The 13,545-nt window shown below is 27.3% G+C and carries 14 protein-coding genes; 4 read left to right on the top strand and 10 right to left on the bottom strand.

Annotated features, from left to right (window positions below):
* Window positions 1-9 precede the first annotated feature (9 nt).
* From rsmH to ACXYRK_RS00030, 9 genes are all read right to left on the bottom strand, one after another.
* A complete protein-coding gene (gene rsmH, locus ACXYRK_RS00070) occupies window positions 10-912 on the bottom strand; it encodes a 16S rRNA (cytosine(1402)-N(4))-methyltransferase RsmH (RefSeq protein WP_458614149.1) in 903 nt (300 codons plus the stop codon).
* A complete protein-coding gene (locus ACXYRK_RS00065) occupies window positions 912-1,337 on the bottom strand; it encodes a division/cell wall cluster transcriptional repressor MraZ (protein WP_458597347.1) in 426 nt (141 codons plus the stop codon). The genes rsmH and ACXYRK_RS00065 overlap by 1 nt, the downstream gene beginning before the upstream one ends.
* Before the next feature lie 209 nt (window positions 1,338-1,546).
* Complete coding sequence (locus ACXYRK_RS00060) at window positions 1,547-2,221, bottom strand: potassium channel family protein (RefSeq protein WP_435130478.1); 675 nt, start codon at window positions 2,219-2,221, stop codon at window positions 1,547-1,549.
* An 8-nt stretch (window positions 2,222-2,229) separates the two neighbouring features.
* Window positions 2,230-4,017, bottom strand: a complete 1,788-nt coding sequence (locus ACXYRK_RS00055; RefSeq protein WP_458617391.1) for a potassium transporter TrkG — start codon at window positions 4,015-4,017, stop codon at window positions 2,230-2,232.
* Between the two features lie 15 nt (window positions 4,018-4,032).
* Window positions 4,033-4,269 (bottom strand): YneF family protein, encoded by a 237-nt coding sequence (locus ACXYRK_RS00050; RefSeq protein ID WP_458597349.1) that lies wholly within the window; start codon window positions 4,267-4,269, stop codon window positions 4,033-4,035.
* Between the two features lie 16 nt (window positions 4,270-4,285).
* Window positions 4,286-5,407, bottom strand: a complete 1,122-nt coding sequence (locus ACXYRK_RS00045) for a M42 family metallopeptidase (RefSeq protein WP_458617390.1) — start codon at window positions 5,405-5,407, stop codon at window positions 4,286-4,288.
* A gap of 65 nt (window positions 5,408-5,472) precedes the next feature.
* Window positions 5,473-6,066 (bottom strand): hypothetical protein, encoded by a 594-nt coding sequence (locus tag ACXYRK_RS00040; RefSeq protein ID WP_458597351.1) that lies wholly within the window; start codon window positions 6,064-6,066, stop codon window positions 5,473-5,475.
* Entirely contained in the window at window positions 6,056-6,778 is a 723-nt protein-coding gene (rlmB, locus tag ACXYRK_RS00035; protein WP_458597352.1) for a 23S rRNA (guanosine(2251)-2'-O)-methyltransferase RlmB, read from the bottom strand. Before rlmB ends, ACXYRK_RS00040 begins: the two co-directional genes overlap by 11 nt.
* A gap of 15 nt (window positions 6,779-6,793) precedes the next feature.
* Window positions 6,794-8,014 (bottom strand): class I tRNA ligase family protein, encoded by a 1,221-nt coding sequence (locus ACXYRK_RS00030; protein WP_458607349.1) that lies wholly within the window; start codon window positions 8,012-8,014, stop codon window positions 6,794-6,796.
* Window positions 8,015-8,165: 151 nt separating this feature from the next.
* Here ACXYRK_RS00030 and ACXYRK_RS00025 point away from each other — a divergent pair, with 151 nt between their 5' ends.
* From ACXYRK_RS00025 to ACXYRK_RS00015, 3 genes are read left to right on the top strand one after another with little or no spacing between them, the layout of a single operon-like run.
* Window positions 8,166-8,954, top strand: coding sequence for a DNA-methyltransferase (locus tag ACXYRK_RS00025; RefSeq protein ID WP_458607348.1), 789 nt, complete (start codon window positions 8,166-8,168; stop codon window positions 8,952-8,954).
* A 30-nt stretch (window positions 8,955-8,984) separates the two neighbouring features.
* A complete protein-coding gene (locus ACXYRK_RS00020) occupies window positions 8,985-10,034 on the top strand; it encodes a hypothetical protein (protein ID WP_458617389.1) in 1,050 nt (349 codons plus the stop codon).
* Entirely contained in the window at window positions 10,022-10,966 is a 945-nt protein-coding gene (locus ACXYRK_RS00015) for a hypothetical protein (protein ID WP_458617388.1), read from the top strand. The genes ACXYRK_RS00020 and ACXYRK_RS00015 overlap by 13 nt, the downstream gene beginning before the upstream one ends.
* A gap of 247 nt (window positions 10,967-11,213) precedes the next feature.
* Here the strand turns inward: ACXYRK_RS00015 and ACXYRK_RS00010 are convergent, their stop codons facing one another.
* The gene (locus ACXYRK_RS00010) at window positions 11,214-12,605 is read right to left on the bottom strand and encodes a DUF2179 domain-containing protein (protein WP_458597357.1); all 1,392 of its coding nucleotides are present in this window, start codon (window positions 12,603-12,605) and stop codon (window positions 11,214-11,216) included.
* Window positions 12,606-12,766: 161 nt separating this feature from the next.
* Here ACXYRK_RS00010 and ACXYRK_RS00005 point away from each other — a divergent pair, with 161 nt between their 5' ends.
* Window positions 12,767-13,474 (top strand): Mbov_0400 family ICE element protein, encoded by a 708-nt coding sequence (locus ACXYRK_RS00005; RefSeq protein WP_458617387.1) that lies wholly within the window; start codon window positions 12,767-12,769, stop codon window positions 13,472-13,474.
* Window positions 13,475-13,545: the final 71 nt, after the last annotated feature.

Raw genomic sequence — 13,545 nt, 5'->3', positions numbered from 1 at the left:
TAACTCCTTCTATATTAATTTAGTTAATTTACGTAATTTTGCACTTTTTGAGCGTCGATTAATTTGAATTTCTGCTTGAGTAGGCAAAATTTGCTTTTGAATAAATGCTTTTGGTTCTTGAATCGGTAATTTGCTTGGTAGTTTTGACTTACAAAGCTGATTAAAATGCTCTTTTACTACCTTATCTTCAATTGAATGAAAGGTGATAATTACTAAGGAAGTATTGATTTTTAACAAATTAATGGCATCTTTTAGCATTGTTTTTAAAGAGTTGATTTCATCGTTTACTTCGATGCGAATTGCTTGAAATACAGGTTTTGCAGGATTTTTAGCACGTAATAATGCAGCAGGATATGCTCTTTTTATCACATCAACTAATTTTAGTGTTGTTTCAATAGGACGCGATGCTATAATGGCTTTCGCAACCCGACTAGCAAGTTTTACATCAGCGTATTTATATAGCAACCGTACTAAATCACTTTCACTATATTCGTTAACTACCTTATAAGCAGTTAATTGTTGATCTTGATTCATACGCATATCTAAAATTGCATCTTTGTTGTAGCTAAATCCACGGTGACCTTGATCGATTTGTGGAGATGAAACACCTAAATCAGCAATAATTCCATCAACTGAATAAACACCTAAATCCGATAATCTTGATTTTATATCTTTGAAATCACTTTTGATTATCGTGAAGTTATTCGATACTTTTTTAAGACGTTCAGATGCTATCTTAATAGCATAGTCATCTTTATCAAAAGCATACAAGTGTCCGTTTTCAAGTTGCTTTAATATCGCTTCTGAGTGACCACCCATTCCAAGGGTTAAATCGATATATATTCCATTTTTATCTATGTGCAAGGATTCGATGCTTTCATTAAGGAGTACAGAATAATGTAAGTTTGTCATTATAGCAGCGAAATTTTTTCTGCTAATGCCGACATATCTGAAAGTGATATTTCAGCATTTTCTGCATCAAATTTTTCCTTAGCTCAAATTTCAACAAGCGAACCCATACCCACAAATGTTATTTCTTTTTTGATAGCAAGATCAGTAGTAATTTTTTTCGGGATGCTAAAACGACCCACTGAATCTAGTGTGGCCAAAAAGGAATTACCAAGAATAAATCTAGTTACCTTTCTCACATCTTTATTAAAGAAGCTTTTTGATTCAATATTTTGACGATATTTATCAAATTCTTCAATACTGCGTAGTTCGGCATTACCATCAAAACCGATGCTAACCATAAATTGATTACCCAACTGTTCTTGAAAGACTGGAGGTAAGATAACACGGTTTTTGTCATCTAGGTTTCTTGTATGTTGTCCAACCATTACCACGTCCTCCCACTATCTAATAAAATTCTACCACTATTTACCACCACTTATAAATAAAATTTTTATATTTTTTATTTTTTTAGTTTCTTAATCAATTTTGTTTTGACTAAAACAAAAGAAAACACCTATTTTTATGTATATTTAAAAATAGGTGTTAAAAAATTTGTGAAAAAATTTTCCACATTTTATCAATGTGGAAAATAATTTTAGTTTTGGTTATTAAATCATTCAAAGGCAGCAGTAACATTTTCTATTTCACCGATAACAGTAACTGTATCATTTTCATGTAAGACAGTATCAGCAGTTGGTCTAATTTTCTTTTGTTGGGTTTTAATTAACACGATTGTTATTTCTCATTTGTTTAAATTTAGATCACGAATTGGTATATTACAAATACTTTTGTTTTTAATTACAGAGTTTCCTAACACAAAACCATCACCGAGTTCTTGTAGATTCTTGCTATATAAAATAAATTTTTCATTTGATGCAATTAATGCAGCACGGATTCCGGCTTCTTGTTCAGGCCGCAAAATTGCACTAACACCAATTTGTCTTAGCACCCTTGCGTGACGACGACTTACAGCGCGAGCGATAATGTTTTTAACTTTTAATTCTAATAAGGCTGCAATGATTTCGATATTATCAGGGACAGCAACAACGATTGTTCCGATTTTTTCTACACCAATTGCTTTTAGCAATTTTGTTTCCGCAGCATCACCTACTATAAGCCTTTGTGCATCATCTTCATAAAGTTTTAACCGTTCTGAGTCGGTATCGATAATTGTAATTTGCTTGCCTAATTTAATTAACTCTTCAACAACGGCCTGTCCGAAGCGACCTAACCCGATAACAGCGATGTCATCGCTTTGTTTAAATTTCATATTTTCTCCTAACCGATTGCTAGATCAGCATCGATGTATTCATAACTGCGATCTTTTGATTTCTTACGTTTTCATACCAACAAGGTTGATGAAACACCGAATTGACCGATAAACATTGTTAATATTAATGCAAGTTTTGAAGCAACATTGAGATCTTTAGTTATTCCAGTGCTTAATCCGGTAGTTCCGAAAGCACTAGAAACTTCAAAAATGATATGCATTGGATCATAATAAGGTTTTGATAAATTTGAACCAGTTTGCATCATATTTGATGTACTGATGTGTCCACCTGAAACATCAAAGGAAGTAAATGTGATTAAAGTGACAAAAAAGACTAAGACAAAAGCTAAAATAAAAGTTTGTGTAGCCATAAAGACGGTTTTTTGTTCAATAGCACGTTTAAACATTCTTACCCGTTTGCGACCCATTAAAACAGAGATGGTAGTCATTAGCAAGACAGCAAAAGTAGTTGTTCGTATTCCACCACCTGTTGATGATGGTGCAGCACCAATAAACATCATAGCTGTTCATATTAAAATTGAACTTGCACTAAAATCTCGTAAATTCACACTTGAAAAACCAGCAGAACGTGTTGAAAAAGTTGTGAATATTATCGCAAAAGTTTTATCAAAATTGTTTCCGTACATATAACCTTGATTAATATAATGTTTTAAATTTTCAAGATTATCCTTACTTGTGTTTAATAATTTGTATATTTTTAATTCTGAATCGCTAAGATTATTTGAATTTGTGATATTTAAAAGATGTGGAAGTTTTTGGTTATTATTAACTGCAGATAATCAAGTATTGTATTCTTGATAATATGCTCCTGGGATATAAACTTTATTTCAGATAGTATTTTGTGATTTAGATGTTGCTTCAAAGGAAATTGTTAAAATAAAACCTACTAAAAATACTAAAATATAGGAAATAATTGAAACTTTGGTAAATAAACTAAAGCGATGTTTTCCTTGGTATCTACGGATTTTATGTTTTAAATAGCGATGGATATCATATATTGTTGGATAACCTAAGCCACCTATCACAAAAAGGATGATAAATCATATTTGTAATCCAAAATTAAGATAATAAGGCATGATTGAATTACCAGAAATAATGTCAAAACCAGCATTATTGATAGCTGAAATAGTGTGAAAGAAACCAAATCTAAATGAGTGTGCTCAGTTTTTATAAGGATTTATATATGCGCCTTGTGTTTGTAAATATGATTTAATTCCTAATGTTTGTTGTGGTGGAGTGTAATAAAAATAAATCGACATTAAAATACTTGAAATAAGTATGACAATTAATAAAAATTTCAAAGAAGATATAATTAATTTTATAGTTACATTAACATCCGAACTACCGCGTTCATGCTGGAGCAGTTTCACATTTCCAATTGATGTGATTTGTCTACCTAATAAATAATTGAAAATAAAGAATTTTAAGGCAAATATCCCGATTCCACCAAGTAAAATTAAAATAGCAATAATCGCTTGACCAAAATAATTTCAATGTGAAAAAGTATCATAGACAACTAATCCGGTATCTGAAAAAGCACTAGCTGTTGTAAATAAAGCATTGATATAATTATCAAATGAAGTTCAATTATGATTATATGTCTTTTGAGTAATTGGACTTCAAAGCAGTAAACTAAAAATCAAAACTACAAAAAAATAAACAATTAAAAGATATTTTAATTGCGAAATATTTCTGCGTCAGTTTAAAAATTTTATAAATAGCTGAACTAATTTTAAAGACTTAAGGAATTTACGAACCTTAAACCAAAAACTCATGTAACTCCTTAGAGATTATTTATCAGATTGCATAGAACGCATAATTTGTCTAATTTGTGATTCACTAGCAGTGCGTCCCATTTGTTTAAACATTATTCGAATTTGTTTTTCTGTAATAGGTGGATTTTCTTTAAGTTGTTTTTGAAACATTTTTTTTGCAACAATAAATGTTACAACTGCAGCGGCAAAAATAACAAAAATGATAACACCTATCATCATACCAACAAATGCTCCTGTTGACATTTCAACCATTGTTACTCCTTAATAATTAATTATACTTAATTTTTTGATATTCTGAATCATTAAAATCCTTAAGAAAATTAACTATCAAATCACTAGTAGCTAATAAATCAGAAATTGCACAAACCCCGATGGGACTATGTAAGTATCTTTGTGGTAGTGAAATTGTTAACACAGATGCCCCACCTGGAGCAAATTGTAATTCCTTAGCATCAGTTCCTCCACCAGCAGCAACAAATTTATAAGTAGGAATTTGATATTTATTTGATATTTTTATAAATGCATCAATTAGTTTCGGATCCATCAAGGTTCCACCATCTTTTACACGGATTGCAGCACCTGCATTTAATTTGGTGCTACCTGGTATAGTTGCATATGTATCATGTGAAGATGTAGTATCAAGAGCAATTGCAATATCTGGGTTAATAATTGAAACTGATGTTCGAGCACCACGGGTTCCAACTTCTTCTTGTACAGTCCCTACTAAATATAAATTTACATCTAAATCACAATTAGCTATCTGTGAAGCAATATCATCTAAAACTGCTACACCTGCACGATTATCCATTGCTTTTCCACCAATTAAATTTGTATCATTGAACAAAATTGTTTCACCTGATAAATAAACTCTATCCCCTATTTGAACTCCTGCAGCAATTGCTTGTTCTTTTGAATAAAAACCAAAATCTGCATATAAATCATTATTTGTAAGAGGTTGTGAAATTTTTGATGCTTCCATAATATGGATGCTGGTATGCCCGAAAACACCTATATACTCTTGTTTTGATGAAGTGATTAATTTTGCTTTAGTTCCAATAACAACAGAGGCTCAAATTCCGCCTACTGGAGTTAAAAGAAGTTGTCCAGTTTTGGTAAAATCACGAACTAAATATCCTACTTCGTCCATATGAGCAGCAATCATAACTTTTGGAGCATTAGGATTCTTTGCTTTTTTATAAAAAATAATTGAACCAAATTTATCTCTAGATACTTCAAATGCACTACTAATATTTTTACGAAGCAAACTTGCAACAGGTTCTTCGTAACGCGACATTGCATCAGTTTGCATATAAGAAATTAATTTATTTTTAAATTCATTTTGTCTTGGTTCTGTAACATTATAAGATGGTTTATTGCTTTGATTTGACATAATTTCCTTTTGTAATATATTCTACCAAATTTTAAAAAATAGCCCATAATTATTGGACTATTTTTTTAGAAGAAATCAGTAATTTTTGCTCGGATGTTTGTTGTAATTTCTTTTTGTTTTGAATTTGTATAATGCATTTTATTATTATTTAATAAGTTTTGCAAATAATTTCTTTCTTGTTCATTTAACAGATGCATAATTGAAATTAATTTTACATATGCTTCGTTTTTATTGTTTCTTTCTTGAAAGTTTTTATATCATGAAAGTTTGTTTTGCAAACGATTGAAATTTATATTGTGTCTACCGATCTTGTTTTCAAAACGACTTTGACTTCCATAATGAGCATTAAAAAAATTGATAATGCGATACTTTAGCATACTTCAAAAATAGTTAGCAAAAGGGATGTCCTGCTGATTGCGTTTTGTTTTTAACATCTGCAATAGTTCATAATATGCTGCATTTAATATCTCATCAAAACTAAATACATGATCAAAATATACATTTTGGATTTTATGACATACAGCGAATAAAATTTGCTGGTATTGCTTTATAAATGATTGAATAATCTGATTATTTGTGATGTGTTTCTTGCTTTCATCCAAGTTTAAAAACTCAATAACTTCTGAATCAAGATTTTTGATCTGGAACTTAGTCCTCATTTAATTTACTGATATAATCAAAAAGGATAATACCAGTTGCAACCGAAACATTTAAAGATTGTATGCTTCCATATTGTTTGATATAAACACTTTGATCGCAGACTGACAAAACACTTTTTGAAACTCCATCTCCTTCATTTCCTACAACTAAAATAGTTGGTTTATTATATTTTATTTGTGTGTGTGGAATTGCCTTAGCATCTATGGTGGTAGCATAAGATCAATACCCAAATTTTTGAAGTTTCAAAATTGTTGCCGAAAGACTAGATACTTTGTAAAAATTGATATTTACAAAACCACCAGATGCAACTTTTAACACGGTAGAATTAATTAAAACACTTTTTTCTTTTGGAATAATAATGTCTTTGATTCCGGCTGCATTAGCAGTTCTAATGATTGCACCAAAATTATGTGGATCTTGTAAATGATCTAAAATTAAAATACATTGTGGTTTGGTTTTAATTATAAGATTTATATCTTTATAATTAAAACCATCTAATATACCAATAAACCCTTGGTGGTTTTCCTTGGTTATATTATTTAAAAAAGCATTATCCTTTATTTCTACATTGTTAGTCTTCTTTAAAAATTTAGTGTATTCTGCTTTAGCTAAATATATTTTTTTAAATTTATATTTAGCAGCAATTGCGTCAAGCAAGGTGTTTTTTCCACACACTAATAATTCTTTCATATTTTCTTTAAAATTTTTCATAACATTTGTCCATATTTAGACCAATTTTTGTTCCATTAAGGTATTTCTGAGTAAATCTGCATTTTGGTAGTCTTTATTTTGCAGATGTTCTTGTCATTGATGATATATTTTGACATAAGGTAGATAATCAAAATCACAGATATCAAATCTTAAGGTACTAAAAATTTCAGTAAGTAAACTAATATCATTACTTTTTTTATTGATATTAATGTTTTTAATTAAATCATTAATCTTTTTATTAAAATCAGAAAATTTTTGTTGATATAAAAGTCGCATAATATTTTTGTATTTATCTTTATCATAGTTGCTTTTAATATTTTTTAGGTATTTTAAAAAGAAGATTTTCTTAATTCTTTTTAACAAAATTTCGATATTGTTTATTGCATTATCATCGATGTTAATATTTGCTGTAAAAGAATTTAGCAAAAATAATAATTTTAAGTGATCACCTGTATATTGATTCAAAAAATCTTTTGCTAAAATAAAATTTTGTAATGATTTAGACATCTTTTGTCCTTTTAAATTAATTTGTCCAGTTCGCAATCATTTTTTGGTGATATCATTATCTGTTACTGCAAAATATTGGATATTTTCATTTTCATGATGTGGAAATGTCAAATCCATACCGCCTCCATGGATATCGAGTCCATCATTATTAAAATGTTTATAAACTAAAGCTGCACACTCAGTATGTCAACCTGGCCTACCAATTCCAAAAGATGAATGATATTTTATCCCTTTATCAGTTGTTTTTCATAAAGCAAAATCAGCATAAAACCTTTTATGTTCTCTAAGATTTTCATCAAAAATCATATGTTCAATTTTTTGTTTTGATACTATACCATAGTGTGATAAGTTATTTTTTATATCAAAATATAATGAATTTTGTGATATATATGTATGATTTTTTAATGTCATTTTTTTTATAAAATCTTCAATAATATCCAAATTTTTTGTAACATATTCATATTGATAAACTGTGTCAACTTTTAACTTTTTTAAAATATCTAAATAATAAGTTGCATACTTTGTAGCTATTTCTGATTCGCTGACATTTTCCTGTAAAGCTCTATTAATGATTTTATCATCGATATCTGTTATATTATGTATAAATTTAAAGTCGATATTTAATACTCTGGCCGCTTTTAAAATAAGATCCATAGTTAATATTGGTCTAAGGTTCCCAATATGCACATCATTATATACAGTAGGTCCACAAACATAAATTTTTAGCATATGATTATTATATAGTTTTTCAAAAGAAGAGAATTAAAGAACAAAAAATATGGAATTTATTCAACAAAAACATCAAAAATAACAATATATAAAACGTTTTGTGAAGATATTCATATATTAAGATTTATAATATAAAAGTTATAGGAGTAATATGGAAGTTAATAAAGTGTATCAGATGGATGTTATTGAGTTTTTAAAGAATTTAAAAGATAACTCAGTTGATTTAATCATTGCAGATCCACCTTATAATTTAAATAAAAGCAGTTGAGATAAATTTGAATCTAATCAGGAATATTTTGAATTTATGTATTCTTGATTAGATTTAGCAGTTATGAAATTAAAAGATACAGCAAGCATATATTTGTTCAATAATTCATATAATTCTGCTTTCATTTTAGTTTATTTAATTAACAAAGGGATGTTATTTAAAAATAATATTATTTGATATAAAAAAGATGGTTTTTCACCAAGTAAGAAAAAATATGTTAATAATCAAGAGACAATTACATTCCTAACAAAATCTAATAAATATACATTCAATTATAATGATATAAGAACTGAATATCTTTCGAAGAAGCGACTTTTGAATGCTAAAAACAAAGGGATAATTAAAAAAGGGAAACGATGAACACCTAATCCGAATGGTAAATTATGTACTGATATTTGAGAAATTCCGTCGGTTAGACATACGAATAAAGTTAACGGCAAGGTTGTGAAGACTAATCATCCAACACCGAAACCGAAAACAATGATTGAAAGAATAATAAAAGCAAGTTCTAATCCGGGTGATCTTGTTTTAGATTTATTTAGTGGTAGTGGTGTTACATCATTTGTAGCAAAAGAATTAAATAGAAATTTCATAGGATGTGAGTTAGATTCAGAATATGTTATGAAAATAAACATAAAATTACTAGATATAAACAAGCAGCAACAAAAATAATTGTTATAATTTATAACTTATAAGGATTTTATGCAAAAGAATTATCAAGAGATTTATAAACATTTATCTAAATCACAAATACCGTTAGAAGATTTTAAAAAGACAAGGTTATTTAGTTATTTATCTAATTTAGGATACCAGTTATCAAAATTCAAAAATATGAATCAAAAATCATTGTATTATATACACTTTACATCTTTTTGTAATATTTATCAGCCTAACAAAATAAGGTTAAGAAATGATTCGTTTTTAGATGATGTGATAAATAAAAAAGATTCTATTTTAGTAGCTGGATACCGTGAAAATAAAGATGTTTACTTAGTTTTTATGAGTAAATCATTTTTTGGTTATAACAAACAAGTATCTGTATCAAATTCATTTATTTTAATGGAATATAGTGATTTAAAAAATAAGATACTACCATTAAATTCGGATGTAATTTTGCCTTATTGAATTAAGAAAAATAAGCAATCAAAAATAAAATATTTATACTATGTAACATCGAATGACTTTGATGAAGAAATTTTTGATAATTTTAAAGAAACAGTTAATAAGATGAATTTTAATCCATATTCTGAAAATATGAAAATTCAAAATTCACTTATAAACAAAGGTCCAAAAATAAACCAAAATGAAGTCTTAAAAATTAGAAGTTTATGAAATTATAAATGTGCCTTGATAAGCTCAAATTATGACTATAAATGCCCACTTGGTGAAAACATTGATATAGATAAATTAAATAATTACGGTTTATCTTATGTAGATATTCATCATATTGTTCCAAAATGATATTTTATTAAGTATTTTAAGGATAAAGGTGAAATAATTGATTGAAATATGATTCATAGTAGCACAAATTTAATTCCATTGTGTGCTGCTTGTCATACAGGGATTCATAAAGGCTCTTCGAAAGAAACTATTAAAAAAGAACTTAGCTTTAAAATAATTAATTCGCTTTATAACAATTTATTTAATAAAAATATACAAAGTGATTTTGATAGTTTTATTATCAAAAACACTGATATTAAAGAAATAAAAAAATTATTTGAAATTTATACGGATGAATTATGAAGAAATTAATTGTCTGGGATTTATTCGGTGGTGGTCAAAACTCAGTATTTAATGCAATAAATGAAGATAAATATTTAAAAGAAAAATTTGAAATATATACATGAGATATTACTGAACCTACTAGAAATAACCATTATAAATTAGATTTAGCATCAGATAATATAGTGCAATTATTTTGAAAATATCCTAAACCTGATATTATCGTTGCTAGTCCATTGTGTCAAAGTTTCAGTTGTGTTTTAGCAATGAAGGGTGGAGGAACTCCTTTTTGAAAGCTAAATGAAACCAAGGATTATGTTTTAGAACGAAGTGTAGAAGAATTTGAAAGATTAAAGGGTGGTTTTACTAAAAATTTAAAGGCAGATGTGCAACTTTTTATCAAACGTCTGGGTGAAAAATGTTTAAATAATACAATTGAATTAATAAAGTTTTATAAACCAAAATATTTTTATATTGAAAATCCTAAACAATCAATGATGTGAAAATATATACAATTTAACCGTAAAGATTTTCACAATGAAAATCATTACTTTAATGAAGCAAGCTATGGAAAATATGGTTTTCTAACAACTAAAGCAACTTATTTTTATAGCAATTTAAAATTAATTTTAAAAAAAGGAAGAATCGATCCACCTTATACGATACAAGAAATTAATGGTGAAAAGTATTATGTATTAAAAGATGATCACAACATTAAACTTAGACGCGATTTGGATAGTAGGATGTTAGGATTGGCTTCATTGAATCGGATGATTAAGGCTCGTAAAGTCAAAAGTGGTATGGGCGCAATGGATTTTGTGCAAAGATATAAAACACCTGTTCAAAAAAATAAAATGGTAAATGAACAAATATGTGAAGCAGGACCCGCTTCTGCCATACCACATTCATTAATAATAGATATTTTTAATCAAATTTTAAATGATGTAGAAACGAAAGAGTAAGAAATACATTTAAAAGTATTAAAAATAAAAAAATGGAACAAATGTGGAAATAATTTTATTTATAGAATAAAAAAGTGAATTTTATTTGTAAATATTTAATATTTTAAAATTCTTTAATTATAATTATTTAGCCTTGTACCCCCAAGGTAAAAAATAATTCTCAAATTGTGTAAAGTTATTCATTTATGTCCTTTTGCTAGTAGCAAATAATATGATGATACAAAAAAAACCAAGGAAACTTGGTTTTTTAAAATTTGTTTTGTGGTAAGAAAATGTGTCCATCAATGCTGGTAACATCGGATATTGCTATAAATGCATCGCTATCTATTTTTCGGACATCTTTTATAATTCGATTTACTTGTCTAAACAATGTAATTGATGTAACAACATCTAATAATTCATTTGAATAACCACCTTGTGCTTTAAACAAACTTACACCTGTAACAATTTTACGGTCAACTTTAATGATTTGAGCGATTTCTACTGCTTTTTTGAGTGAGTAAATTTCAACACGGACTAACTTAAATTTTGGATACAACTTATTTAAAACAATGATATAGACAATATTTGTTAAGATTGTTGCAACAAAATTTGGAGATAAATATAATTGAAATGATCACTTTAAGGAGTTTATTTGAGCAAGTTCATGACCAGAAATATTACCTGATTTTGAGGCTGCTTCCAAAAGTAGTGAACCAGGTAATCATGAACCAATTAACACACCAATTAAAACAATTATAATGTTAATATTCCCTGAAATAGAACCAAATGATTTTTGCTTAGTATTTGCATATCATTCACCAATAATCCCTGTAACTCCAGCAGTTCCACCGATTATCTGAATAATTGCAAAAATTCATGCAAGTAAAAATCCGTATATAATAGCAAAAACAAATAATGCAATAATATTTCCACCATCTTTTCAGGTTAGTGGGATTATCCCGCTTAATGGTTGCTGTCATTCAGAAAGTGATTTTTTAATTTCAGCATTTGAAAAATCACCAATTAAGTAGATTGAACCAATATTATGAATAAATCCTAATCCGAAGGAAACTAATGAAGAAACAACTAAAAAAATTACCGTTAAATTCGTAAATAATTTACCTATTTTTTTATAACCAAAAATAAATATCGGTATGCTTAGGATTATATAAGCTAATCAAAAGACAAATTGATCTAAAAAGTTGCGAATTCCTAGTGTAACACTTCCTTTTGGAAGCAAAACAATTAAAAGTTTTGATAAAGCTTGTCCAAAAGTTGCTAATCCAAAGTTATAAATTCCGACATTTTTAACTAAAAAAACCGAAATAACGCCAAAAAAGACAGCAGCAGCAATTGTAATTAAAACAAGTTTTCAAAAAGGTTTTTGTGAATAAAGCAAACTTAGTTTCAATCCGAAATTTGCCATTTTGGTTCTTTTATAAATGGTATTTTTTTTAACTAAACGAGTTTTTCTTTCGCTGGTTCCTGCTAGAATTTCTCCAATTTCTAATGTAAGTGTTTTTCGTGATATTTTTGAAATTAAACTATTATCATTTTCGGCTTTTTTGGTTTCTTCAAAAATTGGATCACAAATGCTGGTTTCATTTGTTACATTTTCTTTTTGAGTTTCTAACGAATCATTTTTGTTTTCTTGCATCAAACCTCCTTTTACATAGTAAAAAAATAACAAATTCTTGTTAAGTTTTTTATTAGAATAATTATATTCTTTTTAACTAAAAATTAGACATTTATCTAACTCAATTTTAGTTTTATAATTATATCAAATATAGTTTAGATATTAAGTGATAAAGGAATATGATGAGAGAAAAAGATATTTTAATGAAATTAGTAATGCCAAAATATTCAATAACATATAATCGCTTAGGAATTAATATTGGTAAGCATCCTGTAATATTTTTTAAAAATTATCAAGATAATGAATATTATTATGTTTCTGCTCGTAGTGCATCTGATTTTGATAATAAAAAGAGATTTAAATATAATTACGAAGTTGAAATAACTAATTCAAAGATGTTAAATAATAAAGTAAGTTATATTGATACAACACAAATTTTTCATATAAATAAACAAGATCTATATAAAGTTTTTGATAAAGATTCAGTAATATTTTTAAATACAAATTATTTTGATATTAATGATATCAAAAGTATTTATAATAAAATTTATCAAAACTTAACTAAAAATCCACCTTATGTTTCACTTAGTTATATAAATATCAGCAATAATAAAATTCATATACAAACTAAATATTCACATAAAGAGTTTTTATGAAGAAATTATTCTGAATTACAAATAAAACCAGATGGATATAAATATCTTAATTCTGCTAAATGACAAATAAACAAAATTCTAAATAATAACAATTATCCAGATACTATTTTAGAACTTGATGATTTAGCTGGTGGAATATACACAACATATACTGAAATAATTCAAAAACATCATTTATTTGAAAAGTTTAAATCTTTTTTAAAAAAAGGATTATCCACAATTTTTCGAAGATAAAAAATTTGATTTTAACAAATATTCACCAAGGCAACTTGAACAAATTTATTTAGGTTTACAAGCATCAGTTG

Source organism: Mycoplasma sp. AC1221 (assembly GCF_054353815.1).
The sequence above is the reverse complement of the archived record's forward strand: the minus strand, read 5'-3'. Positions and strand labels throughout refer to the sequence as shown.